We start from the raw sequence: 25467 nt of genomic DNA on the forward strand, positions 1-25467 counted from the left end.
ATCCAGTCGCCGCGGCCGGACCACTCCACGGCCGCGGCACACGCACGCTCGGATCCGGATGCAAAGGCTTACCACGCACCAGCAATCACCTCCCCGCCACCGGTCGACGGACCGCCGCGCGGCGCCAGACGCGCTCGCCGCAGCGCAACCCGCTGCCGCAGCGGCGTCGTTGCCCCCGCGGCGGCACGCATCAGCTCGCTGCGCTCGAAGTGCCGCGGCTGCTCCACCCCGTCCGACAGCACCCGGGCCAGCCCCGGCGAGTAGGGGAGCGTGGCCATGACCGGCACCCTCAGCAGCTTCTGTACCTCACGGGTCGAATACGGCCCCTCCTCCACCAGCAGCAGCCCGACCTCACCGACCCGCTCCTGCAACGCCTCGATCCGCATCTGCACCGACTGAATCCCGCGCATCGTGGACCGCGCCACCATCACCAGCAGATCCGCCCGTTGCGCCAACACCGCCGACGAGCCGAACGCTCCGCCACGGCCGAGGTCGATGAGTACGTCATGCGGATACTCCGGGTGCTGCTCGATTCCCGCGAACAGCGCAGCCAGTTGCTCCCAGGCCGGCGCCAGGGCGGCCGCCTGCGCAGGATGGGTGATGCCGGGCAGCACGAGACGGTCATTCGTCGGCTGAGCAGTCCGGCCGTCGTCGGTGACGCCGACGAGCTGCCGCCAGAACGCCTCGGGCAGCTCACCCTTGCGGGCCGCGACCGAGAGATTCCGCAGCCCGTACCGGTCGCCCAGCGAACCCTGCAAGATCCCGTACAGCACTGCTCCGCCGTCGGGATCGCACTCCGCCAGCACCACCCGCCGCCCCGGATCCAGCGGCCAGGACAGCAGCAGCGCCAGCGCGGTCGTCGTCACCCCGGGAGCACCACTGCTGCCCGCCAGCGCGATCACGGCCATCACGAACCGCCCTGCGCGTCGATCAGCAGCCGGACATCGCCGGTGGACACCCACGAGGCCAGCGCCGGAGCCTGGGACCGCGCCGCGGCGACGTCGACAACCACCGACCCGGTACCTGGCGAGGGGGCACCGACCTTCACCACGTGCGCCGGGATCGGCTGCCGCTGGGTCTCGCCCGTATCCTGGTCCTCACCCGGCACTTGCACGATGTGCACCCGCTGGCCCGGCGCCAGATGGCTGGCCGGTACCTGCTCAGGCTTCAGCCCCATCGGCACCACCTGCTCACCGGACTTGACCAGCGAACTCCCAGTCACCTGCCCGCTGAACAGCAGCGACCCCGGCGTCAGCTCCACCGCTGCCCGCTTGCCCACCACACCGGCCCGGTCCGCGGACTTCACCGCCTTGACCGCCGGATCCAGCGCAACCGACGCCTTGCCCAGGTCTCGGTCGGTGACCACCTGCCCGACCGGCACATGCCGGATCACGGTCACCACCTCGGTGCGCTGCCCGCTCTCCATCAGTAACACCGCACCGCCCGCTCCGCCACCGGTGATCAGCACCACCGCCAGGGCGATCAGACCTGGTCGTCTGCGCCGAGCCGACACTCGCGGGGGAGGCACCGGTCCTGTCGGCCGCGCGGGCACCCCGGGCGCCTGGGCACTACGGTCTTTCGACTTGTTCAACTCTCGATCCTTCCCGGTACCGGCCTCAGCCGAGTGCCTGCAACTCGCCGACCGACACCTCGACCTGCGAGCCCCGGACTTCGGTGAGTACTCCTGACTGCCCGCCGCCGTTCCACGCCACCGACCAGGTGGCGGTCGCGGTCACCGTGAACTTCTTCTCGGGCTTCGCCGCCGAGGTCCGCGCATAGGTATGTCCGCAGTCCGGCGACGTCCTGTTGCCGAACGCCTTGCGGTATGCCGTCCCGGCCCCCGCGCAGGTGACGGTCTTCCCGTCACCCATGGCCCACTTGATGCGCTTGACCTTGGCGGTTGCCGTCACGGTCACCGTCCCGGCCGAGGCCGACGCCGAGGTCGGCCCGTATGTCGAGGGCGACTTTCCGACGTGCATCCACACCGGTACACCCACCGTCCACCGCCCCGCCGTGTCCGGGCTGATGATGTCCGGCCCGGCCAGTTTCATCTTGTCGACGGCCTGCTGTGCCAGGACGGCCGGGTTGACGGCTGAGGGCTCGTCGGCGGCCCAGAACGCCTGGCCGACGATGTCCTCGGTGGCTATGCTGCCGTCGCCGGGCATCGCGCACGGGCGGATGTAGATCGCGCCGCTGTCCGGGGAGTGTCCCTGCCACAGCTCGCTGCCTGCGGGCGGCTGCGGAACGAGCTTCGATACGACGCACTCCGGCCTGACCGGGGGTTTGTCGACGTCGCGGTGCGACGGTTTCGGGCGGTGCGCGGGCTGGTCCGGTGCGGTGCTGCCGGGATCGGCGGCGCCGACGCACACGTAGGAGACCTGGCCCGTGCAGTCGCCGACTTCGGCGCGGCCCCCGCTGGGATCGTCTGCGCGGGCGGTGGCGGACGCGGACAGCACAAGGGCGGCGGCTGCGCCGAGGATCAGCAGGTGGTGTTTTGTGGCTTCACGTCCAAGATTTTCCATTCCTTCCCCCACTTCTCCGCTTTGACCGTTGCTGCGTACTTCTTGAGCTGGCCCTTGGGGGCGGGCAGCGTTTCCCCCGTTTTGCGGTTCTTCGTCTTCCAGCCGGAGACGTCCAGGCAGTCGTTCAGCGTGGCTGCGGGGACCCTCCGCCCCAGGTCAAGGTCGGTGACTTGGGCGTCGTGGCGGGGTTTGCCGGTGAGCACGTTGCCCGCCTTCTTCAGGGTCATCAGGTCGCTCTCGGCCCGGCTGAGGGCGTTTCCGGTGGCGTAGCGGGTCAGGTCGGTGCCTTCGGAGGAGGCATTGGCGTAGGCCTCGACCTGCTCCCTCCAGAAGTGGCCATAGGCGGTGAGGATGTTCTTCTTCACCGCCTGCTGCGGATCGACTGCCCGGGTGGAATCTGGCGCCGGAGATGGGGACGCGGAGGTCGACGGTTCTTTCGTGTCGTCCTTCGTCTCGGTGTCGCCGCCACAACCGGAGACGGCCACGGCGACTGCTGCCACGGCTGCGAGTAGTGAGCAGCGGTGAGCAGCGGGGTGGACTGATGCGAGGGGTGCTGTCACAGGGCCTGCCTTAAACGCGGTGTTGGGCCGCCAGTGGTAGCGGCTCGGGGGGAGCGGCCATGGCTTGTACATGAGTGGGGCGTGAACGCGGGATCGGCCGCCGTGCCCGGACGGCTGTCGGGGTCGGGTTTCCAGGAGTTGGTGGCGCAGATGCCCGGCATGAGGATGGCGAGGCCCGCCTGGCGCCGAGCCATCGCTCTGGCACAGTCCGCTCCGCCAGATCCACCAGCCCGCGGGTCCCCGCCTCGCCCGCGCCGAAGTAGGACAGCAGCGTGCGTAGATCCGGCGACCGCGTCTTGTGGAGCCCCGGTCCATGCCCCGGCCGGACTGTCCACGGGCACGTCACCCCTGCCTTTGTCTATCGGTCGCACGCGTGCCCACGCGTATCGAGAATTGCGAATCGCACTTGCGGCTGGACGCTCGCGATTTTAGTAGTCACTCTGCTACATAGAGTAAAAGACGTGCCGGGATTGTCAGCTGCGAGCCGTCGCAACAGGCATAATTATTGGGGCATTTGAGGCAGAATCGAGCACGACTTGAGCGGCTACAGATCAGTCCACGCACAGCGCTCCGCGGGGTACTTCAGCCGCCAGGCCTCCGCAGGTTGCGCCACCCGGGTCCAGATCGGCGCCCGCGGACCGTGCTCCTCCAACTCGGACAGCACCGCCGCGCCGATCGGCACCCGCAACGCCATCTGCGCGACCAGCGGATGCTCTGCGGCCATGGCCTGAAGATCCTCAATACGGCTCTGGTACGTCACCGCGCTGGCGTTGGTGAGCACGAACAGCAGCCGCGGGAAGACCGGGTACCAGCGCTGCCACCCGGGCAGGCCCGTTTGCTGGGCGGCAGCGGACCGGCGCCCGGCAACCGGAGTCGGCGTATGCGTGTAGAAGCGGGCGTACCGGATGAGCTTGCTGGCGAGCTTGCCGCTGGTCGACGTCGCCCGGTCAACTTCCACAAAGGCCCGGAGCTGAGCCCGCGAGCCGCGGAGGTCAGCGGCTCCGTAGTGCAGCAGCGCATCGGCCTGGAGCAGTTCGCCGTCGGCCAGCTGGTGAACGGTCTCCGGGACCCAGTCCCAGGGACCGTGCTCATCACCGCGATCGCGGGCGTCCCGGACGAAGCACACGTGGGTGTCGACCACCGCGCAGGTGTGCGCCGCGACCAGCGAGGCGACGGTCTTCCCCGTGTCCGGGTACTTCGACCGCCCGCGCACTTCCGGCCAGTTCTCCGTGGCGCGGACTCCCTCGCGGGTGAGGAACCATGCCCGCATCCGATTGGCCGAGGGCAGGGTGATGTGGTCGACCAGGCGCTCCTTGTGCAGGGTGTTGAGGATGTTGGCCAGCCGCGCCCGGGAGCTTGGCTGGAGCAGGGTCTGCATCTGCTGGGTGTTGACCACGCGGTGCTGAGCGAGCACGGCCAGAGAACGATGGGCCAGCGTCTCTGTGAACTTCGCTGGAGCGGCTGGGCGGGAGATGGTCACTGGTACCTCCGGGAAGGGGAAGCGGCCTCGGACGGGCCGGATGAATCGGCGGCAGGAGCACGCCCGGTGCTGGTGAGGAACCCGACGACGCGTTGCTGCTGTTGCCTGGCGATGGCGATCAGCTCGCCCACGGGCCGTGCGGCCGCCATGTCATCGGCTGCCCGGTTGAGAGCCCCGACCGCCCCGGTCCGGGCGAGCCGGGGGAAGACCTCGGACAGCTCAGGGCCCCGCATCTGCAACGGCCCGATTCGACGGCCGTCGACGGTCAGGCTCATGTAGTGGTGGTAGCGCTCAAGCTCGGTGACCTCGACGGGGTCGACCTGGTCTCCCCACTCGTTGGTGATGTGCCGGATCGATTCCAGCGACCCGGCGGTGGTGGACAAGGTCGCCGAGTTCTGCATCAGGGAGGCGCGCACCTCGGGGGACAGCCGTTGGAGCAGCTGGGTCATGCCGTGCACCCGCACCTTGAACTTCCGCAGCTGTTCGAGGATGTCCGCGATGCTGGTCCCGGCGGCCCCGTCCAGCGAGATCAGCTCATCGAGGTAGGCCCGGAACGGCACCCGCACGCGCTCGTCTACCTCGCGCCGCGACAAGCCCGCGCGCAGCAGATCGCGTACGAGCAGGGCCACCAGGAGCCGGTCCGTCGGCCCGTTGCCGGCCGGGCAGATCCACACGACCATCCGGCTGTCCATGGCGGTCCGGATGTCGTAGGCCCCTACCGGGCTGCCGAGCATCGCGTAGGTGGCCGGATTGGCGGCCAGCCGGTCCAGCGGGTTGAGGACGGTGGGCAGCGCGTCCGGCGGGATCGCGGCGAACGACGTGCGCCACCAGGCGAGCTGCTCCCCATCGAGAACCCCCAGGACCGCCTCGCGGAAGCCGGGGTCCACCAGCAGCGGCCGGACCTGAAAGAGCGTGGCCTGACACTCTGGCTTCCCCTCCCGGCAGGCCGCGGCGTTCACCGCGACCAGGGCCTCGACCGCCTTGGTCGCGATCGTGACGGCCCGGGGAGCGGTCACATCACTCCACCCCAGCGCGGAGGCCAGAGCATCCACCGCCGCGCCCACGACCTCATGGGCCCGCTGCCCGCGGTCCATCCCCAGCGGATTCCAGCAGCCCACCCGCGACCGAGGGCCGGTGACGGCCAGATCGATCCGCCCGATCCGCTCCATGATCGCGTCGTGAGCCAGATAGGGAGCCGCCCGCTTCCACGAATCGCCGTGCGGATCCACATACACCAGCCCGTGGCCGGCGTGCGCGGCACCTACTGCCTGGCACAGAGCCCGTTCGGTCTTGCCACCGCCGGTCTTGCCGACAGCCACCTCGTTCAAGGTCTCCTCCTCGCGGGTCGCCAGCAGCCTCCACCGGCCGTCCGCGCTGCGATGCCAGCCCTGAAGCAGCAGTCCCGGATTCCCGACCTCGAAGGTGGGGACGTCGCCCGACAGCAAGGGCAGACGGCAGTGCGCGGTCGGGGGCTTGAGCAGCCCGGCGAGCTCCTCGAGGTGCACCCAGTTCGTGCGGGGCGGCTGCATCTGCCCTGTACGCCAGCGGTGATCGAACACCCCGCGCCAGGGCCGCCGGTCGGGACCGAACCTGATGGGCCCCCACAGCTTGCCCACCCACGCGAACCGGGTCCGCGCAGCGAACACATCAAGCGCGGCCTGGACCTGCTGCATCCGCCGCTCGGCCCGCGCCACCGTGTTCGATGAGCAGCGCACCATCAGCTGCACGCGCACCAGGTGCGCTTCCTCGGACAGCTTCCCCAGCACCTTCTCCCGCTCCACCCGCCGAGGCGTCGGCGGCATCATCACGCGCCGCTGCGGGTAGTCGCCCCGGCCGGAGCTGCCCGGCGTCAGCAGACGCGAGAGGTGGTGCGCGATCGAGTCCTCCACCTCGCGGAAGTCCTGCCGCATCCACCGTGACGCGCGGTTCGCTTCGCGCCGTTCACGCTGGCGCGCGGCTTCAATCACCTGCCACCGGCGGGCCTTGAGCCGCCAGCGCGGTGCTGGCTGCAAGTCCACGCACACTTCCGCCAGATCACCCAGCTCGGCGCGCAGATCGGCGACCGCGTCCACCAGCGGCTGCAACGGATCGGGCTCCAGTGGGACTTCCCTCAGCCGCGCGCCCGCCCCGCCATGCATGGCGAACTGGGCCCGGACCACGTACTTCCGCTGCTTGTCCCGCACGATGGGAGCGGTCTTGTCGCAGCGCACCTGCGCATACGGCGTGGTCCGCAACAGGTGCGCCGCCGCAGCCGGCGCTTCCACGCGGTACGACAGCGGCCGGGTACCGTCCGCGCGCAACCGGATCCGCACGGCTTTGGCCCGCCGCGGAGCCCACCACGGGCTGGCCACCGCAGAGCGGGCCAGCAGTGTCCCGTAGCGGAAGATCTCCTCGGCGGAGGGGTCGAAGCGCCGGGACGGTACGAGCTCGACCGCCGTACGCTTCCCGGTCGCCCGGTCCGCAAGACGCGTTCGGACCCACCGGCTCGCGCCGTAGATCAGCACCCCGGCCAGCAGCAGCCACGGCCAGTGCCCCGACAGCCAGCGCCACAGGGCGAACGGAGCGCCCAGCATGCTCGCCTTCAGCGTGATGGTGTCCACGTGCGGCCTCCCTTCGCCGGGGTGAGAACCACCCGGGCTGTGCGGTTGTCGAGGAACCCGGATCCCGAGGACCCGGCCCACACCAGGTGCACCACCACCCGGCGGTCATCTGTGCGGCGGGCGACGGCGGCCTGGATACGGAAGTGGCGGTAGGGCCGCACCTGCTGGTCGTCGGGGAAGTAGCCGGGCCAGCGTTCCCGGCCGCGGCCGGTGACCTCGGCCGTCCACACGGCGCGGCCGAGCCGGGCCAGCCGCTGCTCGGTGTCGGCAGGCAGACCGGTCGCAACCGAGCGCTCCAGCGCGCGCTGGATGGCGGCGTCAGCGGCGGCCCCTTCGCCGGGCGGCGGCAGGACCTCGTGCCCCGTCGGCGCGCGGGACCCCTGCGGGCCGGGTTCATAAGGTGAGGGGCTGGCCGACCGCGCGGGTGCTGCTGGCGCACTGGCCGCTGGTGAGGCAGGAGCCGGCACCGAGGGGGCGTGCGGAGGAGCGGCCGGTGCGCTGCCGCTGCCGGTGTTCCGCGCGAGGAGTACCGCCCCGGCCAGCGCCAGTGCAGCAGCGGCTGCCACCAGCACCCAGCCCGAACGCGATGAGGAGCGCGACGCCTCCGCACGTCCTGAACCGATGGCGAGGCGCTGCTGCTGGGGGCCCTTCCTCCCGGGGGTCACCATGGCCGGGCTCCGCCCGCATAGTCGTCCATGACGCTCACCGGGTCGATCCGGACCTTCGTCCCCGGCCGGAGCGCGTTGACCATCTGGCCCTTGCCGAGATAGATGCCGACATGGTGGATCGTCCCGTCCGCCGTCGGCACGTAGCCGAAGAACACCAGGTCGCCCGGCCGGAGCGCGTGCACTCCGGCGGATGCGGGGATCCGGCGCCCCACCCCGGCCTGCTCGGCAGCGGTCCGCGGCAGGGCGATCCCGGCCTTCGCGAAGGCGTAGGTAGTCAGGCCCGAGCAGTCGAACCCCCGGATCTGCTCCCCCGAGGACCCGCCCGGGCTGCGGCCGTGCCCGTACGACGGGCCCTTGGCGGTTCCGCCGCCCCACGAATACGGCACCCCGCGCTGACTGAGCGCCGCGCTCACCACCGTCCGCGCCGCCCCCTTGACCTGCTTGACCGAGGGGGTGTCGCCTGCGGACCTATAGCGGCTGATCCAGCCGATCACATCTGCGACGTAGGCATCGGAGTGGTTGTACGAACCGACGGCCGCCTCCAGGTCCTGCCGCTGTGTCAGGTCGCGGCCCTTCCCGCTCCCGCACAGGTAGACCGCCGCGCTCAGCGCCGCGTCGTCCACGTTGTGCGGGTCCCTGCGGCCGTCGTCGTTCCCGTCCTTGCCCACGGTGCGGAAGGTGGAGGGCAGGAACTGGAAGGGGCCGACCGCACGCTCGCCCTCGGGGTCACCGTCCCACCGGCCGTGATCGCTGTCCGCAATGGCCGTGGTGTTGCCGCCCGCCCCGGACCCGTCCAGCCTCGGGCCCAGGATGCGCGGGCGGACATCGCCTCGGGCACTGACGCGGTGTCCGGCGGCGTGCCCGGACTCGATCTTGGCGATTCCGGCCAGGACCGACCACTGCATCCCCTTACACCGGGGCCGGTAGGAGCGCACATGCTCCGCTGCCGCGAGGTAGGCGCTGAGCATGCGGGCCGGAATCCCGACGGCCGCCACATCCACGCTGGAGGAAGCGCCGCCGGATCCCGACGACGCCGACATCGACATCGCCATCGGCCCCGCACAGCACACCAGCGCGAAGAACAGCACCACCCCGAGGCACCCCAGCTTCCGCTTCACGAATCCTCACCGTCCCCGGCGCCCCGGCCCCAGCGCGGCGACCGCTCCCAGGTGGAGCGCTGAGCCTGCATCAGGGAATCGAGGACCCGCCGCCGCGCCTCGCGACGCGGGTCGACACCGGCGCTGGAGGAGGCAGCAGGCCGCGAGCGGCCGATGTGCGAATGCGGACGGTTCGGCGAGGCCGCGATCACAGCGGCCGTAGCGGTGTTCCGCACCCCGCGGCGCACAGCAGCCGAAGCAGCCGGGCCGTACACCTGCGCGGCCGTAGCCGTACGCTGGCCTGCTTGGTCCACCGCCCGTCCGGCCCGGACCGCCGCCCGCCCGACCGGCGCCCACGCCTGGGCATCGGTCCGTGCCTGGCTGGCGTAGACGCGCAGCTGGGTGCGAGCGTCCTGCGTCGCCCGGCTGACGCGGCCGCGGCCGCGGGAAGCGGCGGCGGGCAGCCCGTAGGTGGAGTAGTAGCCCAGGCGTCCAGCGCCACGGGCGATGCGGTATCCGCGGAAGCGCACCAGCCGGTTGTGGACCCGCGTTCCCAGCAGCGTACGGCCGTCGTTGGGGTCGTACAGCACCTCCCCGGTGCGCGGGTTGGCGACCATCCGCGCACCGCCGCCCCCGCCCGAGCCGGACCCATCCCCGCTCCCGTCATCGCCGCCATCACCGTTCGAAGCGGCGGCGGTGGGTTTGCGGAGCCGGGCGAGCCGGTCGTCGTCCGGGCGGCGGCCGATGAGCAGGCCGTAGGCCGCGCGGGCGCCGAGGAGGCCCGGGACGAGCGCGGGGGCCAGACCGCGCCGTGCTTCAGCGGCGGCATCGCCCAGCAGCTGCCCGGAGTCGACGGGCATACCGGTCCCGTCAGTCAGCGCGGACAACTGATTGAGGAGCCTGTGGCGGGTGCTCAATGCGGCATGCGCCTGGGATCCGCCGCCGAGGGCCAAAAGCCCCGGGGCCCGCCCGATCCCGCCTGCGCCGTGCATGGCCAGGGCCGCTCCGATCTCGGAGGTGTCTCCGGGCAGATGCGTGCCGCCGACCTTGGCGTAGCGCATGCGCATCGCCATCCGGGACCCGAAGTCGCTGGCGCCGCGCAGGAGCCGACGGTGGAAAGCGAGGGCGGCCAGCGCCAGCGCGTCGACCAGGAGCAGCCGCTCGACCAACAGGTCCGGGCCGTCCATCAGCACCGCGTCCACGCCGATCCCGAAGGCAGGCAGGAAGAGCGCCGTGACGAACATCAACAGGACCGACACGAAGTAGATCGACGCCCACCGCCAGACCACCATGCGGTTGGGGCCGGGCAGCATGCCCCACACCAAAGTGACGCCGCCGATCGCGGCCGCCCCGACATCGGCGCCCTGAGTGCCCAGCAGCACCAGCGCCATGGTGCTGGCCAGCGCGGTGATCAACAGGACGGCGACCAGCAACAGCAGTACAGCGCCAACCCGGTCCCAGGTCGGGTCCTTCGCGTACGCGGCGGCGGCCTCGCCGGTCTTCCCCGAGTCCTCCATGTCCTCCATGAAGTCGTCGAAGTCGGCCTCGGAGGGGTCCAGCGCGCTCAGCGGATCGGTCCTGAGTTTGATGAGGTCCCCGGCCGCGTGAAGGATCGCGTCGTCAGGGTCTTCACCACGCAGGCAGTACTCCAGCGCTCGGCCGCTCAGCGACGGGTGCGCTTTACAGGTGTCCTCGCGCTCTGCCCGTTTCGCCGCCGAGTCGTATTCCTTGCCGCGTACCCACTTCAGGTGTGCGGCGTATGCCTTCTTGTCGTCCGGGTCCTTCGGGTCGAGGATGCGGCCGTACTGAAGGAGCTCGTACGGCTTGACGACCAGGACGTCGGTGAGCACGTCCTGGATGGGCTGGGACACCGCGTCGGCGCGGAGGTCGCTCTTGTTGCACGCGTCCTGGGCGGGGCCGACGACCAGTTCGCACGGGTCGTCCGCGGTCCCGGGGCCCCAGTGGCTGTTGACCGTGATCTGGCTGACTTCCATGGCGGCCTGATGGGACTGCTCCAAGGGCCCGGTGCGGCCGAGCAGATAGTCGGGGCGGATCAGGCTGCTGGCGGCGATCGCCGCGATCAGCAGGGTGAGTACGATCTCGCCGATCCCGCGGCCGACCTTGCCGCGCTGGAAGAGGATCAACCCGAAGACGAACGCCCAGGACAGCAGCAGGCCCTTGAGCCCGAGGGTGTCCACGACGATCTTGTTGTACTCGTCGGACGCCTGCTGCGCGGGCCGGATCAGCACCTTCAGCAGCGGGAAGCCGAAAGCGGTCTTGATCAGCCAGCAGGACAGGCCCACCATCAGCCGCACCAGCGTGAACAGTCCGCCGAGCAACAAGGTACGGATCTGCCCGCCGACGTTGGTCACCTTTCCGCCGTCGGCGTTGAGTTCGTACCGGTTCAGCGGGGCGCCCTCGGACGAGGTGATGTTCAGCGGCCCCAGCAGACCGCCGCCGCCCCCTGTGCCGTCCGCCGCCGCGGCCACTGTCGTGTTCACCGTGCAGAACACGACGGTGAGCAGCACGACGAACCCGGCCGCGCGCAGCGTGCCCCGGTCGAATCGCCTCACGAGGCCATCACCGCCGCCGCCCGGAGACCGCGTACACCACCAGCGCCAGGCCGGTGGGCACCAGCAGCATCACCCACCACGAGCCCGCGGGGTCGGCGCCCCTCGCCTCGCCGGGCAGATGCTCATGGCAGCCGCCGCCCACCGGTTCGGCCGGGGGCGGGCAGTCGGGCGTCGCCGATGCCCCCTCCACTCCGCTGGCCGTCGACGAGGATGGAGCGGGGGTGGGGGTGAACGCCTTACCGGTCCGGGGGAGCGCACCGTCGAGCAGCGCCTCGCCTCCGGTCAGCAGACCCCAGGCGAGGACGGCACCGGCCACGGTCAGCAGCACGAAGACGGCAACGGACCCCGCCCTGCTGTAGCGCCGCGGGCCCGCCGATGTCGGCCGCGCGAACTTGACCGGCTTCATGACTGCCCCCCGCGGGCCGGAACAGCGGCCGGTCCGGGCTTGCGCAGATCGACGCGGCTGCCGGGCAGATCACCGGGCGTGGTGAAGATCTGGTCCACAATCCGGCCCACCGGCGGCACGATGACCTTGACGCGGCCCACCTGCATCGACGGAAAACGCATCAGCATCTCGCCCTCGCGGCCCGCCTTCCCCACCGGCGACAGCCCGCTGGTCACCATCCGCAGCAGGCTCTCGTCCTCCCCGTCCAGACCGAGGAACTCCAGCGCCCGCCGCGCCCGCGTATGGTCGGCGGTGCGCCCCACCGCCTTGTACGCCAGCAGCCCGCTGAGGTCGTGGAGGTGTGATTCGTCGGGTGCGCCGAAGATCGCGGCGGCGTTGTGCTTGCGCCCGTCGTAGGTGATCTCATGTGCCAGGGCCCGGCCTTCCGCGCTGCTGGTGAGCCAGTAGCACTCGTCCATGACGATCTGGCAGAACCGCGAGGGATCACTGAACGCGGCCCGCCGGGCGATCGCGGCGATGAGATACATCACGGCCCGGCCGATCAGCGCTTCCAGCGGCTGCTGCCGCAGCATCTCGGGCTGGGCGAAGGCCTCCATCGGCGGCAGGGTGAGCCCGGCCGTGGTGATGACCACCAGGTCCTGGCCGAGATGGTCCAGGCGCAGCGGCGGCAGTTCGGGGTCGAAGACCATGGCCGCCAGCGGGTTGGACACCACGATCTGCAACAGGTCGGTCATCGTCTGCGCCGCCTCCTGCCGCGCCGGGCCGCCCGCGGTATCGGAGTCCGTCATCTCTTCCAGCGCGCTCAAGACCGCGGCCATAGACGGGGCCGGGGAAGCGGCCGCCACTTCGACGGCCCGGTGCAGCACCGCGCCGGAGGTGGTCATCGGCCCGATCCCCAACTGGAGGGTCAGGTAGCTCATCGCGTAGTGGGCTCCGGCCGGACCGTCGAAGATCCGCAGCGGGTCGATCGACATCCGGGCCGCGGCCGCGTCGATCACCTGGCAGGCTCCCGGCGCGGCGGTCTCGCCGAACGCGACCCACTCGCGCACCGGGGTGCGGTCGATGACGATCGCCTGCCCCCCGCGGTCGACCACCGAGATGGACAGCAGCTTCTCCAGGACCGATTTGCCGCTGCCCAGATCACCGATCACCCCCACTGATGCGGAGGCCTGCTGCTGCGGCGCGTTGGCGACGTCGACCAGGACCGGCCGCACGGTGCCGCAGTCCAGATCGATCCCGATCAGCGCGCCGCGCCCGTCGCCCACGGCCGTCTCCGCGAACGCCCCGGTCATCGCCCAGTCCTCGGACAGCTGGACCTGCCGGAACTCCCGCCGGATGTTCGGCGGCCACACCGCGCCGGGCAGGCCGACGGCGAGCAGCTGCTCCTGCAACCCCACCGGCCGCACCGCCCGGTAGTCCGCGCCCCGCAACAGCCCCGTCAGCGTCCGGGCCCGCGCGTCGCAGGTCTTGGTGTCCCGGCCCCAGACCGTCAGCACGGTCACCGGCTGCACCTCGACCTCCGCGCTGGTCCGCGACAGCCGCGCATCCTCCTCGCCCAGATCCTGAGCCGCGCCCGGCAGCGAGCTGGGCATCCCGCTGGGCTTGGCGTCCCACTGATCGGCTTGGTCGACGAGCTCGTTCTTCTTCTTCCGCAGCTGTTCCTTGGCGCGGTCCGCGCTCCAGATCTCCAGCTCCACCAGGAAGTCGACCGGGAAGGACAGGCTCTCCAGCTGCGCGAACAGATCCGCGACGTCCTCACCCACGGCGGGCGGCACCTCCGCCAGCACCAGGTGCGCCTGATACCCGGTGCCTGCCTCGGCTTCCACCTGGAGCCAGTTGCGCCGCAGGGGCGAGGGGACTGCGGCACGCCACCACGGCTTGCGGCCCATCCCGGCCCGAGCCCCCCGGCCCGGGCCGTCGCGGTCCCCTTCCGTCTCGTCCCCGGACTCAGCGCCGGGACGGGGCACTCCGGTGTGGCCGCCTTCGGCCAGCCGGACCTGTCCCAGGTCCGCGTATGAGGGGCAGCGCAGCACTCCGTCGCGCACCCGGCCGCCGTACTGGCCATCCAGCTCGGCCTCGGACAGCAGTGGCTCATCCATACCGCGGTGCACGGCGTGCTGCACCATCCACACGATCTCCGCCGGGCTGGCCGGACGCAGCGGCAGCCCGCCGCCCAGCGCGGCCGCCACCCGCTCGGCCTGCTCCTGGTAGGCCACGACCTCTTCCCGGCGCACCGGCGTCGGCGGCAGCCCGAGCGCGGCCTGCACATCCGCCTGGATGGAGCCGACCACCGCCGACACCGCATTCCGGCCGCGGCCAGGCGCCGACAGCGGAACCGCCAGCCACAGGGTCCGGGTGTGCATCTCCTGCTCCTCCAGCAGATCCAGACCCGCCTCCACCGTCTGCGCCCAGGCCGGACACCGCTCGAGATCCACCCCGGTGACCATTTGCTCGGCCACCTCGGCGGGATCCACCTGCGCGCACAGCCCGAACAGCCGCGGGGAGCCCTCCAAGGACCGGACCAAGGACGTCACCTGGCCCAGCACCTCCTCCCGGACCTGCTCCGGGACGTACCGGCCACCGACCGCGGTGACGCGCCAGATCCCCCACACCCCTCCGTGCGCGGACCACAGGATGTGCCCGGCCAGATGCCGGATGGGCACACGCATCACTGACCCCTCCCATTCGTCTGCTCATCGGATGCACTGGCGCCCAGCAGCTGCTGAAGGGCGGTCTGCGGCACGGGCACCGCCTGCTCGCGGCCGCGCCGGGAACGCTGCGGGCGCCGGGCCCGGCGCTCATGGGCCGCTCGCTCCGGCGGTGCCGAAGCGGGGTCCGAACGCGGCTTCAACACGGGTGCGCGCGGCGGGAGTACCCCGGCCGCGGCGGCGGGCGGTTCGATGGTGAACGCCCCCAGCAGGAGCTTGGGCTGGCGATCCCGCGCCGGGCGGCCGCCGATCCGTCCGGGGGGCGGCTGCAACAGCACGCTGACCCAGCCACCGAGCGCCGCCCACGGGGACCGGCCCCCGATCCGCGTCCGCCGCGCCATCCACACCGCCACCGCCCACGCCGCCACCGGCACCGGCCCCAGCCACGACCACCAGCTGAACGTCTTGATCAGCAGCACCGCCCCGGCGAACGCGACCGCCAGCTGCGGCGGCGTGTACGGGCCGAGCGGGATCTTCCAGTCACCGACCCGCCCCAGCACCCATGGATGCCGACGCGCCGAGGTGTACGTCCGGCTGACCCGCCGCTCCTGGCCGTTCACCGCGGCCCCTGAGTCGGCGGGCCGATCCGGTCCACGACTCGAGTCACCGCGGGAGAGGACTTTGCGGGGTTGTTGACCTCGTCCTCGAAGATCGCCGCCAGGCTGAACTTTGAGGCGTAGATGCCCAGCGCGACGGCCATCGCCAGCAGGGCCCCGATCCCGGCCTTCAAGCTTCCGCGGCGCACCAGCTCAAGGATCACGATCCACGACAGCGCCACCGGCAGACCCTTGTCGGCCCAGTCGCCGAGCATGCCCAACCAGCTGTTCCCCAGGTCATCGAGCTTGCCCGCCAGCACCATGCCGCGGCTCATCGCACACCGCCAGCAGCCCGCACCGACCGGTCCCCGCCTGGCGACGCCTCCGACCGGCCGACGTCGACCCCATGGGCGCGCCCGGCACTCTCCGGGCCGGTGTTCAGCGCCGCGATCTCCCAGCGACCGGCCCGCGCCGACATCCGCAGGCTGTAGACCAGCGGCCAGGCGGCCGTCTCATCAACCGCCCGCACTCGCACCTGAACCCGCACCGCCGTACCGTCCTGCTGCACCTTTCCCTTGGCCACCGCATCATCGGCCGACACTTGCTCGACCTCCACCCGCTCGTACACTGCCCCGCCCACCGGCGCCAACCGCGCCCCCGGAGCCAAGTACCGCTCCACCTCACCCGTCCCGCCGCCGGTCAGGTAGGCCGACAAGAACTCGCCCGCCGTCGACGCCAGCTCGCTGCCCTCCGGCACCGAGACGCCGTACGCCGACTCCGGCACCCGCGCCGCCGACGGCCCGGCCACCCGAGCCGGACCCGCCGTCACCACGAACGCCCCGCCGCCGCCCGACATCACCAGCGGCACCGCGAAGTAGCGGACCTGGCCGCCAGAGAACTGCGCAGCCACGGTCACCGACCACGCGCCGCCCGCCAGCCGGGCACTGCGCACCGCCATCACCCGCTCCAGCCCCGCATCCGGCTGCGCACTCTCGCGCGGCTCCGGCAGATCAACCTCCGGAGCCATCGCACGGACCCTGCGCACCGCCGCGTTCTCCTCGCCCCGGCCATCACTGCGCAGCCACAGCGTCACGAACAGCTCGGCGTACCCCGAAGGGTCGGCGGCGCCCCGCACCTGCCGCGGCGCCGCGGTCTCCTTCTGCACCGGGGCCGCGTCCGGCGAGCTGCCAACCATCAGCAGCAGCGCGGCCGGGCCGGCGGCCAGCGCGGCCCACATCCCCACCCGGCCCAGCCGGACCCAGCGACGGGCACGCAGCAGCCGCACCGGGACCGCCGTCCCTGACGGCGGCTGCCCGGCCTCCAGCGACACCTCGCGGCGTCGGAACACAGACATACGACCTCCAGGTCAGAAGCGATCAGCCGAATACCTGGAGACAACCCGCCGCGCGTGACCGGTCCGCTGGCCAGCCGACGTTGACCACAGTCACGACCGGGTCACATCCGGCTGGCCATGCCGTGGTCAACCAACCGGTCAACCCCCACCACAGGCCCGGTCCGGCCCCTCCACCCACCGTCACCGGACAGCCCACCGGCCGCGAGCCGCACCGGAGGGCCGCATCACCGCCAGCCCAGCCGCTCGCCGTCCTCGCCGGACGCCGTATCCGGCAGCACGACCGAAGCGACGCGGGAGACGCCGCCGCTCTGCGCAGCCACCACCGTCTGGCGCTCAGTTCCCCGGGCCGCGCAATCCGGGCTGCGCACCCTCTCGCCGAGCGCATTGCACAGCCGGTCCTCGCCCTCCACTGCGCACCCGGGTGCGCGACGCCGGCCCGCGTGCCCCGTCCGTGACCAGACCGATGGCCACGCGTTCACCACGGCAAGCGAGACGTGAACGTGACTCGCGGTCACCGGATTTGGTGAGCGTTCCGGTCACAGCGCCCGGGTCTGCTGATCACCAAGCAGAACCCGCCCCCCGAGGAGGAGCCGATGCTCTGGCGCCGTCACCGACGTGGCAGCCGCTCCAGCGCGCCCGCAGCGCCCGCGGTCGACTGCACCGCGCGCAACGCACCACCGGCGCCGTCCGTGCTGATCAACGAACTGCTGGCCGTCAGCTCGCACACCCGCAACATCGGAACCTGGCTCGCGGCGCGCGAGACCCGCCCGGAGGAGTACCTGCGACTCGCGCGCAGCGTGGTCGCGGACCTGGCCTGCGGCTGGGAACTCCAAAGCGGCGGCGGACGGCCCGAAGACCTGCTGACCGAAGCGCTCACCCGCGCTCAGCCGGCCAGCTTCGGCACGCCCGCACCCCACGAGCCCGTCAAGACCGCCCGTGCCCACGGGAGTGACGCATGACCCGCTGGGCCAGCGTCGCGTCGGCACAGCACCCTGCCGGGACCCGGGCCTGCCCGACCCCGGCGCTCCGTACGGACCTTGGCGGCCGGACGTGAGCGGAGTCGACGCCGCCGCCTACGTCATGCGGCTGCGACTGCCCACACCGGCCCACAAGCTGGTCCTTCTCGCGGTCGCCACCAGGTGCGACCAGCACTACTCCGCGTTCCCCAGCCGCGCGCTGATCGCGGGCGAAGCGCTGGTGAGCGAGGAACGCGCCAAGACCCTGCTCCGTGATCTACGACGCGAGGGCTACCTGTCCGCCCGGCAGCGCTACCGCGGCAACGGCTCGAAGACCAGCAACCGGTTCTTCGTCCACGGGCCCTGGGACCAGTGGGGCGGCACCAGCACCCCCTTTGGCGAGATCGCCCACTACCGCGACCGCGACGACCGGTACGCCGCCATCCGCGACGGCGACTTCATCCCGCGCCCCGCTGCGAGGCCGGACCACCGCGCAGGGGTCGCCGACAACCCCTGCCCCGAGCAGGACAAACCCGCCGACGGGGGAGGGGGCGCTGACAACCCCTCCCAGGGGTTGCCGCCAACACCCTCCCTGGGTGTCACCGGCGAACCCTCCATAACCGGACACAAAGAACCCACCGAGCTGAACCGCCTCCCGGACGTCCGAAGGACCAGTGCGGGTGGTAAAGGCTCGGCGGCCACCGGACAGCCGGTCGGCCAGACGACGTCCGGCATCCGCCGGAAGCAGCACAAGACCATCACGGCCCGGCCGCGCCGACGGCCCGTGGGCTGGGACCAGGTCGCCGCCGCTCTGCCCCGCGAGGTCCAGCCCGCACACCCCACCGGACGCCTCGCACCCACGCTCGTCCGCGCCATCTGCACCGCCCTCACCGGAACTCCCGGCCCTGAACCCGGCACCTACCAGATACCGCCCCGCACCCCCGAGCAGCTCATCGCCCGCATCAACCGCCGCTGGCACCACGCCCGCGGCACCGAGCGAGCGGCCGCCGACTACACCGGACCGGACCCCATCCGGCGCCCCGTCGGCTACGTCGCCGACCTCCTCACCGCCCATGAATGCCCTGACCCCTCCTGCGAGGACGGGCTGATCATCGGCACCGACCAGCCATGCGCCGCCTGCCGGGCCCGCCGCGCCGAACAGCAGCAGGCCGAGCGTGCACGCCACGCCGCCGAAGAACGCCTCGGCCGCGACGCCGAACAGCACGCCGCCGAAGAACAGCACGTAGCCGCAGCCACCCGCGAGGAGCTCCGGGTCCGCCAGTACCTGACCGCCGCCGGCCGCTGGGGCGACCTCCTGGATCACGAGGTCGACACCCACATGCGCCGCTGGCACCTCCAGCACCCCGCCCCCAAGGACACCCCCGATGCGCCCTGACCTCCCCCGCACAGCCCGGCACACCGCTTCCGTCAGCCGGATCGCTCACCAGAGCGGCCGCGAGAGCCAGGGCCACAGCACCTGGCAGACCCGCCGCCAGCGGTGCCCAGCACCGATATGACCGCGCGGCCGCAGGCCGCCGACCAGCAGACCGACCGCACCTCAACCTCAACCAATGAACCCCTGAAAGGGAATGACCATCATGAACCTGATCCGCAAGGCCGTCGTCGCGGCCTCGGCCGCAGCCCTGATCGGCGGCACCGTCACCATCGCCACCGCCCCCAGCGCCAGTGCCACCGGAAAGGCCAACCGTTGCGGTTCCAGCTACCACTTCAAGAAGTCGTGGCTGATCGAGAACGTCTGGGGCAGCGACACCCAAGGCCGCAACGTCGGCTACATCGACGTCTACTGGTCCAACGCCACCGGCAAGAACTGCGCGATCGCGCGGCCGAAGAACGGCATTCACAACCCGAACCACATCAGTGTGCGGATCGTCAGGAGCGGCTCGGGCAACTGGGACCAGGACGGATACCGCAGCGGGCAGAACCACAAAAAGTTCGCCGGACCGGTCTACGCGAAGGCCCCGCGCGGCAAGTGTGTCAACATCGAAGGCGGGTTCGACTACAACGCCAGCTGGGACCGTGCTGAAGCCCATGGCTCCTACGAGAAGAAGCACTGCTCGTAGCCGACAGATGATCTGAGAGCACGATGAGGGCTGCCGCCTCCTGGCGGCAGCCCTCATGCCTGCTTGCGCAGGTATCGCGCGGTGGCCTGCGTCGGCCGTTCATACGCGATGGCCGGTCCGCGGTGGCGGGCGCCACCGCGGGGAGGGATTGGTGGTCCCTCCATGCCGGCCATCGGGCGGTCACCCGGCCCGCCTGGGCATCAACAACCTCGACCGAGTGCCGCAGTTCACGGTAGCCGAAACCGCTCACGGATCCGGCTTCGCTGTTCACCTCGAGCTGCGTGCTGCCTTCTGCTCCAGGACACGGCGTCGTTTCCACGCGCGCGTTTTCCGGCCGCGGCCGCCGGTCACCAGGCCATCGTGCTCCTTCAGCAGGGGGAGGTTCCCCTGGGAGAGCGAGCTGGAGAAGGTATTAACGCTCTTGTATCCGAGGAGCGCTGCGGCCTGGGGCGCCACCAGCAACTCGTCGGGGTCGCCCTCGGGGGAGACTTCAGGCAAGGGGGATACCGTGCGGGTGTTTCCGCCGCGACGCCCCCTCCCCGGGCGCTCCGCCTTCCAGGCGTGGAGGGTGCGCCGGTACCACAGCATCCGGGTCCACGGATTCTCCGCCGAGCCGAGATGCTCCACCACGTCGGGCTCAGCGAAGTAGCCGGGATGGTCCCGCAGGTAGGTGGTGATCTGGTTCGGGTTCTTGTAGCCGAGCTCCTTGGCGGACTGGGAGGCGTTGAGGAGTTCGTTGGGGTCGCCCTTCGCCCCCCTGGACTTCCCGGGTCCGCGGTTGGCCACCTCGGCGCCGTCCCGACTGGCCTGCGCGGCATCGTTCGGCCGGCGTCCTTCGGCGCTCGACGACATGGCAGCCCAATCGGTAGCAGACGGTGAGCGCTGTTGCGCTCCGTTACTACTCATAATGGCAGAAGTTCCGGGGTGGGATCCAGCCCGCCGCCGAAGGTTTTCCACCCGCGAGCGACCTGTCCGGCCGCGACCGCGCTGTCACAAGGGCTCGGGGCGGGCCGACGCAGCAGCGTCAGCCCGCCCCGAGCGGTCACTCCTCCGGGATCGCGCTGACCCCGTGGCGCGCCGCGTGCTCGGCGATGAAGCCGAAGGCGATGGCGGCGGGGGTGGACTCCCACCGGTGGAAGGCCAGCATGGAGACGACTACATCCCGCGTCCTGTCTGCGGGCCAAGAAGCACCCAGGCGCTGGTACTTCTCTGCGATCTCCCGGTCGGCCAGCCCCGAGCACTCGTGGACGGCCTCGGCGTGCGTCTCCGCCAGTCCCTGGTGGTAGAGCTCGCGTCCCTCATGCAGGATCCTCTTCAGCTCCTGTCTCTCGGTGGTGGCGCCCGCCAGGGCCGCCAGGTCCATCAAGTGCTCGGTCGGATAGGTCATCGTTCTCGCCCTCCTCTCGATTGTGGGTGGTCACGGGTGGGCGGTGCAGCTGGTGCACGGCAGAGCATCGTCTCGCCGGGCGAGCTTGACGGCCTTACGGGGCGGTCGGCCAAGCGCGTCCCGAACTTGATGCTCGAGCATGGCGAAGGCGGGGGTGTCGTCGGCGCAGACCACGCCCGGCTCGGGAGCATCAGGGGCCTGCGCGAGGTGGATCAGGTCATGGATTCGCCAGCCGCTGGTGAGGCTGTCGCCGCGGACGCTCTCCACCAGCTCGTAGAGCGCGGCCAGGCGCGGCCGCCGGCCGATTGAGAGCAGCAGATCCCGCTTGGAGGCGAAGCTGCACAGCGAGCAGGAGCAGCGGGAGGTCCCCAGCCAGTCAGCGGCACCCGGGGCCGAGTCGTACGTCCAGTGCCGTGCGACGGGCACGGAGCCGCACCACTCCTTGACCGCGTCCGTCGTCCATTCCAGCGCTGGAAGCCATTCGTCGACGACCCTGGCACCGTTGGACAGCACGTTCCGGTACGGCACCAGCGCGCTGCGGCTGCGGCTCTCGTCCCACCGCATGCCCTGGACCTTCAAGATCCGTACAGGGCGGCCCAGCTCCTTCTTCCGCCGGGTGATGAACGGCGTCCAGGAGGCGGAGACCACTGTCTCCTTGGCGCTCTTGGTGCAGTACCGGCTGCCGAGCCGCGGGAACCGTCCGTAGGCGGCGATTTCGGTTAGCAGCGAGTGCGGCATCCGGCTGCCGTCCGGTCCGGTCATGGTGCGGGTGACCTCGACGTGCTGCTCGGGACGAAGACCGAAGGCCGCGCTTTGTTGGGCGGCGAGCTCCGACACTCCCGGCCAGCGGACGCCGTGGTAGGTGACGGCGGGCCAGTCGAGGACGCCCAGCGAGGCGTGGTAGCTGCGGACCCGGTCGACCACGCCAGCGGCCCGGGCTGCCTCCATGAACAGCCACGTCGTCAGCGCGCTGTCCTTCCCGCCGGAGAGCTGGGGAGCTAGCAGGTCGTAGTCGGCCAGGTCCGGCACCGGGGCCGGAGTGACGGTTTCAGGTGGGGAAGGGCGAGCAGTAGGCATGATCTTTCCAGCGGTGAGGATGGGGGCGTGACCGGGTTCGGGGCGGGCCAGAACACGTCGAGAACCCGGCGCTGCCGGGTGCAAGAGGCGTCGGTGCGTCACGGGGCTTTCTGAGAAAACGGCGGTTGCTGACGAAGGTCGGCCAGCCAGCCCTGCAAGCGGCCCAGGTTCTTGGCCGGGCCGTAGGTCAGGTACGTCCCGTCGACGGAGCTGCACCCGTACCACGGGGCGATGGCGAGCCGCTTGCGGGAATTGACCCGGCCCATGTGGACGTCCTTGCCGCGAGCCGTGGCTTCGCGGGCGATGTGTTCGGCGGCTGGACCGACCTTCCATGCGGTGCTGCCTGCCAGGAAGAGCACATCGAAGTCGTCCCAGGGGACCAGATCGTGCTCGCAGCCGTCCTGAGCCGCGAATGCCACCGGGAGACCCAGGTCGCGGATCCAGGAGAGCCAGGGTCGGGATTCGACCAGGGTTTCCGCGGCGTCGCACGGCACATCCGGAGCGACCGCCCACAGGCATCGCTCGGGCCCGTCGTAGCGGTCCTTCTGCCGGATGAGCCACTGGGCCCAGGCGTCGGGGCCGGGCCAGCCATTGCCGAACTTGCCGTTGTCAGCAGCCCACAGGCATCCGTCGGGGATGACGTTGCCCTGTGCGGGAGTGGTGATGCATCCCAGAAGGCCAGCGCTCATCGCGTTCCGCACGTCTGGCCCGGAGGGAGTCGCCAGGTACAGCACCAGACACCCGATCTCCACTCACGATCGGCTGGCGAAGGCCGGATGGCCAAGCCCGCTGTGGGCGGCCCATTCGCGCTCGAACCGGTCCACCTGCTTGTCCTTGACGAAGTACGGAGCCGTCACCAGGAAGTGCTCCACGGTGGGGAGGCCCTGGCCGCGCCTTCGGAGCCAGGCCCGCACCGAGCCGTACAACGGGTCGATCTCCAGCGGTACGTCGTTCTCGTCCGAGACCTGGACCAGATCCCGTCCGGTCCCCGTGCGGGTCCCGAACGTCAGGCGTTTGACGGACCGCAATGCGGGAGCCCGCACGGCAGGGTTCTCCCTGGAGACGGGCAGGATCCGCCGGATCTCGTAGGTGGCCCAGGGGCAGTCCAGCTCGCGCTGGAAGGCCTCCAGGACCTCGTGGGCGGCCGGGTCTGCGGGGGAGAAGTGCTCCAGCATGCTGCGCTTGCCGAACAGACGGGCGTTGGGATTGAGCGCCATGGAGGTGTACTCCAGCCGCAACACGCGCCCGGCGATCGCGGGATGGGCCCGCATCCGCTCCAGATGCGCGGGGAGCGATCCCATGGACACGGGAAAGCAGCAGAAGGTGCAGTAGCTCTTCTTCCACCAGATCCCGAACCGGTCGAAGAGATAGTTCTCGCAGTCCTTGAGCCCCCAGCCCCACTCGATGAGCGGGAAGACGGCCGTGCGCAGCGGGTTCTTGCTCATGACGGCGTCAGCCCTGGCCCGGCCGGGCTCGTCGGCATTGAAGCCGATGATCTGACGGAAGGGACCACCGCCGGTCGCTGCCGGAATCCACCGGTCACCGACCTCCGCCTTGGCGTGGAGACTGCACAGCCGGATGCCGCCCTGCTGCGGCACGGTGCCGTTGGACTCCATCTCCTCCCACAGCGTCCACCTGCCGCGGGTGACCAGTCCGGCCGGGCACCGGGAATCATCGAGTACCTCGATGCCCGCGGCCTTGGCCTGGCCCGCTCGGGCGAGCTGGACCAAGCGGAGCCGGTGTTGGCGGAAGAGCGGCAGCATGAACCGCTCCGCGTCTGCGATGGTGTCCGGCCACTCGTCGCCGGTCGCCATATGGATGACCGCGGTGCGCTCCAGGTCGATGCCGTGCGCGTCGGGGTTGTCCAGGACCCGGGCGATGATGCTGCTGGAGTCGCGCCCAAGACCCCAGTTGATCACGACGTCGACGTCGCCTCGGCCGAAGCCCGGCAGGGGCTCGGGAACCTGGATGGGCGTACTGGGCACGACAAACCTCCTTAAAGAGGGGCGAGGTGTACAGAGGGGGCGATGGCGCGTTCGGCGGCGCGTAAGGCTGCTGAGGGGGACCGCCGGGGCATTCGTCCGACGGGAATGTGGGACCACGAGGTCCTCGACGTGCCGCATAGCGGCACGGGACGCTCGTCACCTCACAGCCGGTGTGCGGCGTCGGCGAGAGCGCCGAGCTTGGACGCACCGGCGCTCGGCGGCGTCGATGTAGGAGAAGCAGGCGGTGCTGGCTTGCTCAGCTGATCTGGAAGGCGCCGGGGCCGCAGATGGCGCGGGGACGGCCTGAGGGAATCACTGCCGTCCCCCGCGCTCGCTGCGCGCACCATCATTCCGGCGCGGCACTCCAGCAGTTGGAGCAGAAGGTCGGTCCAGTAGATGACGCTGGTTGCGGCGGCGTGGGCGATCAGTGGCTCTTGATCTTGGCGGCGGCTTGGCGGGCGAGGTCCAGTTTCTCGATGGCGAAGTTGTAGCCCTGGGCGGCGTCGCCGTAGGTGGCGTAGTTCAGCTTGATGCGGGCGGTTTCGCGCTCCTTGTCGGGGAGGTTGGGGTCGGTGGCCTGGCTGGCCAGATGGAAGAGCCAGACGGCCTGGCGGGCGATGTCCCGGGCCCTGCGGGTGCCGCTGGTGCGGTCGCGGTGGCCGCCCTCGCGGTCGGCCGGGTGGCAGCCGAGCTGAGGGGTGAGCCGCTGGACGAGTTCGCGGGCCTCGGCAGCGAGAGCGGCGTAGTCGGGTGTTTCCACGGCAGTCTCCTTCTCTTCGTTGCGGGTCACGGGACTCCTTCCATGGATGTCTGAAGCTGGGGGTCTGCGACGGGTCCGATGCGGACGGTGGCGATGCCGCTGGGGCGGGCGGCCGGGCGTTGGGCTCGCGCGCCGGACGGGAGCGGGGTCAGGTGATGTGGAAGGCGCCGGGGTCTGAGGTGGCGTGGGCGGCCGTCTGAGCGAAGCCTCGCCAGCCCTGCGCTCGCTGCTGGTGCCACCAGCCGGGTGCTGACCCGGGTGCGGCGGCGGCCTCGGCGGTTGCCGGTTCGCCGGTTCCCGAATCGTGGTGTGCAGGTGTTGGTGCGTCACCGATGCTCTGGGGGCGGGCGGCGAGCGGGCTGGGAAGGCTCACTTCGGTGTAGGCGATGCGGTCACGGAGGCTGACGCCGATGTCGTCGATGCTGATGTGAAGCACGCCGCCCTCAGCGTCGGTGATCCGTCCGAAGACCACGATGGCCATCCCGTTCACCAGGGATTCGGCGACGTGCTCGGCGACCTTGCGCCATACCGTGCACACGTAGCGCAGCGGTTTCCCGTCCATCCAGGTCTGGCCTCGGGAGTCCCACACGCGGGGGACGGACTTCATGCGGAACCGGGCAACGGCGACGCCGCTGTCCGTGAACCGGATTTCAGGGTTTCCGATCACGGTGCCGGAGACCGGCATGAGGGGTTCGCCAGGCATGGCCATCTCCTTTC

General features: G+C 71.0%; 24 protein-coding genes. 3 read left to right on the top strand and 21 right to left on the bottom strand.

Features of this window, described 5'->3' with window-relative positions; all coding sequences use genetic code 11:
* Positions 1–68: 68 nt before the first annotated feature.
* The 14 genes from ACZ59A_RS42805 to ACZ59A_RS42870 form a co-directional block, all read right to left on the bottom strand.
* Positions 69–908, bottom strand: coding sequence for a hypothetical protein (locus tag ACZ59A_RS42805; RefSeq protein ID WP_470970733.1), 840 nt, complete (start codon positions 906–908; stop codon positions 69–71).
* Positions 908–1528, bottom strand: a complete 621-nt coding sequence (locus ACZ59A_RS42810) for a CpaB family protein (RefSeq protein ID WP_470970735.1) — start codon at positions 1526–1528, stop codon at positions 908–910. The genes ACZ59A_RS42805 and ACZ59A_RS42810 overlap by 1 nt, the downstream gene beginning before the upstream one ends.
* A gap of 88 nt (positions 1529–1616) precedes the next feature.
* Complete coding sequence (locus ACZ59A_RS42815; protein WP_470970738.1) at positions 1617–2522, bottom strand: ATP/GTP-binding protein; 906 nt, start codon at positions 2520–2522, stop codon at positions 1617–1619.
* Positions 2480–3022: a hypothetical protein gene (locus ACZ59A_RS42820; protein WP_470970740.1), complete on the bottom strand. Its 543-nt coding sequence runs from the start codon at positions 3020–3022 to the stop codon at positions 2480–2482. The genes ACZ59A_RS42815 and ACZ59A_RS42820 overlap by 43 nt, the downstream gene beginning before the upstream one ends.
* A 604-nt stretch (positions 3023–3626) precedes the next feature.
* Complete coding sequence (locus ACZ59A_RS42825) at positions 3627–4496, bottom strand: replication-relaxation family protein (RefSeq protein WP_470970742.1); 870 nt, start codon at positions 4494–4496, stop codon at positions 3627–3629.
* 62 nt (positions 4497–4558) lie between these two features.
* Positions 4559–7162 carry an ATP/GTP-binding protein gene (locus tag ACZ59A_RS42830; protein WP_470970744.1) on the bottom strand — a complete coding sequence of 868 codons (2604 nt, stop codon included), beginning with the start codon at positions 7160–7162 and terminating at the stop codon, positions 4559–4561.
* On the bottom strand, positions 7144–7830 hold the full coding sequence (locus tag ACZ59A_RS42835) for a hypothetical protein (RefSeq protein WP_470970747.1): 687 nt from the start codon (positions 7828–7830) through the stop codon (positions 7144–7146). Before ACZ59A_RS42835 ends, ACZ59A_RS42830 begins: the two co-directional genes overlap by 19 nt.
* Positions 7824–8948 (bottom strand): C40 family peptidase, encoded by a 1125-nt coding sequence (locus tag ACZ59A_RS42840; protein ID WP_470970749.1) that lies wholly within the window; start codon positions 8946–8948, stop codon positions 7824–7826. Before ACZ59A_RS42840 ends, ACZ59A_RS42835 begins: the two co-directional genes overlap by 7 nt.
* Positions 8945–11500, bottom strand: coding sequence for a hypothetical protein (locus tag ACZ59A_RS42845; RefSeq protein WP_470970751.1), 2556 nt, complete (start codon positions 11498–11500; stop codon positions 8945–8947). The genes ACZ59A_RS42840 and ACZ59A_RS42845 overlap by 4 nt, the downstream gene beginning before the upstream one ends.
* Before the next feature lie 7 nt (positions 11501–11507).
* Positions 11508–11906, bottom strand: coding sequence for a hypothetical protein (locus ACZ59A_RS42850; protein WP_470970753.1), 399 nt, complete (start codon positions 11904–11906; stop codon positions 11508–11510).
* Positions 11903–14575 carry an ATP-binding protein gene (locus ACZ59A_RS42855; RefSeq protein WP_470970756.1) on the bottom strand — a complete coding sequence of 891 codons (2673 nt, stop codon included), beginning with the start codon at positions 14573–14575 and terminating at the stop codon, positions 11903–11905. Before ACZ59A_RS42855 ends, ACZ59A_RS42850 begins: the two co-directional genes overlap by 4 nt.
* Positions 14575–15174 (bottom strand): hypothetical protein, encoded by a 600-nt coding sequence (locus ACZ59A_RS42860; protein WP_470970757.1) that lies wholly within the window; start codon positions 15172–15174, stop codon positions 14575–14577. The genes ACZ59A_RS42855 and ACZ59A_RS42860 overlap by 1 nt, the downstream gene beginning before the upstream one ends.
* On the bottom strand, positions 15171–15473 hold the full coding sequence (locus ACZ59A_RS42865; RefSeq protein WP_470970759.1) for a hypothetical protein: 303 nt from the start codon (positions 15471–15473) through the stop codon (positions 15171–15173). The genes ACZ59A_RS42860 and ACZ59A_RS42865 overlap by 4 nt, the downstream gene beginning before the upstream one ends.
* An 8-nt stretch (positions 15474–15481) precedes the next feature.
* A complete protein-coding gene (locus ACZ59A_RS42870; RefSeq protein ID WP_470970762.1) occupies positions 15482–16504 on the bottom strand; it encodes a conjugal transfer protein in 1023 nt (340 codons plus the stop codon).
* Between the two features lie 593 nt (positions 16505–17097).
* Here ACZ59A_RS42870 and ACZ59A_RS42875 point away from each other — a divergent pair.
* The 3 genes from ACZ59A_RS42875 (at position 17098) to ACZ59A_RS42885 (ending at position 19541) form a co-directional block, all read left to right on the top strand.
* Positions 17098–17463, top strand: a complete 366-nt coding sequence (locus ACZ59A_RS42875) for a hypothetical protein (protein WP_470970764.1) — start codon at positions 17098–17100, stop codon at positions 17461–17463.
* A gap of 91 nt (positions 17464–17554) precedes the next feature.
* Complete coding sequence (locus ACZ59A_RS42880; protein WP_470970766.1) at positions 17555–18856, top strand: hypothetical protein; 1302 nt, start codon at positions 17555–17557, stop codon at positions 18854–18856.
* A 202-nt stretch (positions 18857–19058) separates the two neighbouring features.
* Positions 19059–19541, top strand: coding sequence for a hypothetical protein (locus ACZ59A_RS42885; RefSeq protein WP_470970769.1), 483 nt, complete (start codon positions 19059–19061; stop codon positions 19539–19541).
* Positions 19542–19808: 267 nt separating this feature from the next.
* Here the strand turns inward: ACZ59A_RS42885 and ACZ59A_RS42890 are convergent, their stop codons facing one another.
* The 7 genes from ACZ59A_RS42890 to ACZ59A_RS42920 form a co-directional block, all read right to left on the bottom strand.
* Positions 19809–20327 carry a hypothetical protein gene (locus ACZ59A_RS42890; RefSeq protein WP_470970771.1) on the bottom strand — a complete coding sequence of 173 codons (519 nt, stop codon included), beginning with the start codon at positions 20325–20327 and terminating at the stop codon, positions 19809–19811.
* A 256-nt stretch (positions 20328–20583) separates the two neighbouring features.
* A complete protein-coding gene (locus ACZ59A_RS42895; RefSeq protein ID WP_470970773.1) occupies positions 20584–20928 on the bottom strand; it encodes a hypothetical protein in 345 nt (114 codons plus the stop codon).
* Positions 20929–20958: 30 nt separating this feature from the next.
* Positions 20959–21957 (bottom strand): adenine nucleotide alpha hydrolase family protein, encoded by a 999-nt coding sequence (locus ACZ59A_RS42900; RefSeq protein ID WP_470970776.1) that lies wholly within the window; start codon positions 21955–21957, stop codon positions 20959–20961.
* A gap of 146 nt (positions 21958–22103) precedes the next feature.
* A complete protein-coding gene (locus ACZ59A_RS42905; protein ID WP_470970778.1) occupies positions 22104–22694 on the bottom strand; it encodes a hypothetical protein in 591 nt (196 codons plus the stop codon).
* A 63-nt stretch (positions 22695–22757) separates the two neighbouring features.
* Positions 22758–23990, bottom strand: a complete 1233-nt coding sequence (locus ACZ59A_RS42910) for a hypothetical protein (RefSeq protein ID WP_470970780.1) — start codon at positions 23988–23990, stop codon at positions 22758–22760.
* Positions 23991–24414: 424 nt separating this feature from the next.
* Entirely contained in the window at positions 24415–24780 is a 366-nt protein-coding gene (locus ACZ59A_RS42915) for a hypothetical protein (protein ID WP_470970783.1), read from the bottom strand.
* Positions 24781–24898: 118 nt separating this feature from the next.
* The gene (locus tag ACZ59A_RS42920) at positions 24899–25453 is read right to left on the bottom strand and encodes a single-stranded DNA-binding protein (RefSeq protein WP_470970785.1); all 555 of its coding nucleotides are present in this window, start codon (positions 25451–25453) and stop codon (positions 24899–24901) included.
* Between the last annotated feature and the right edge of the window lie 14 nt (positions 25454–25467).

It is taken from the genome of Streptomyces sp. NPDC040405 (assembly GCF_055595765.1).

Coding starts and splice junctions, on each gene's coding strand:
- ACZ59A_RS42805 (WP_470970733.1), bottom strand. CDS start 908: ATGGCCGTGATCGCGCTGGCGGGCAGCAGTGGTGCTCCCGGGGTGACG.
- ACZ59A_RS42815 (WP_470970738.1), bottom strand. CDS start 2,522: ATGGAAAATCTTGGACGTGAAGCCACAAAACACCACCTGCTGATCCTC.
- ACZ59A_RS42835 (WP_470970747.1), bottom strand. CDS start 7,830: ATGGTGACCCCCGGGAGGAAGGGCCCCCAGCAGCAGCGCCTCGCCATC.
- ACZ59A_RS42850 (WP_470970753.1), bottom strand. CDS start 11,906: ATGAAGCCGGTCAAGTTCGCGCGGCCGACATCGGCGGGCCCGCGGCGC.
- ACZ59A_RS42855 (WP_470970756.1), bottom strand. CDS start 14,575: ATGCGTGTGCCCATCCGGCATCTGGCCGGGCACATCCTGTGGTCCGCG.
- ACZ59A_RS42865 (WP_470970759.1), bottom strand. CDS start 15,473: ATGGTGCTGGCGGGCAAGCTCGATGACCTGGGGAACAGCTGGTTGGGC.
- ACZ59A_RS42870 (WP_470970762.1), bottom strand. CDS start 16,504: ATGTCTGTGTTCCGACGCCGCGAGGTGTCGCTGGAGGCCGGGCAGCCG.
- ACZ59A_RS42875 (WP_470970764.1), top strand. CDS start 17,098: ATGCTCTGGCGCCGTCACCGACGTGGCAGCCGCTCCAGCGCGCCCGCA.
- ACZ59A_RS42885 (WP_470970769.1), top strand. CDS start 19,059: ATGAACCTGATCCGCAAGGCCGTCGTCGCGGCCTCGGCCGCAGCCCTG.
- ACZ59A_RS42895 (WP_470970773.1), bottom strand. CDS start 20,928: ATGACCTATCCGACCGAGCACTTGATGGACCTGGCGGCCCTGGCGGGC.
- ACZ59A_RS42905 (WP_470970778.1), bottom strand. CDS start 22,694: ATGAGCGCTGGCCTTCTGGGATGCATCACCACTCCCGCACAGGGCAAC.
- ACZ59A_RS42920 (WP_470970785.1), bottom strand. CDS start 25,453: ATGCCTGGCGAACCCCTCATGCCGGTCTCCGGCACCGTGATCGGAAAC.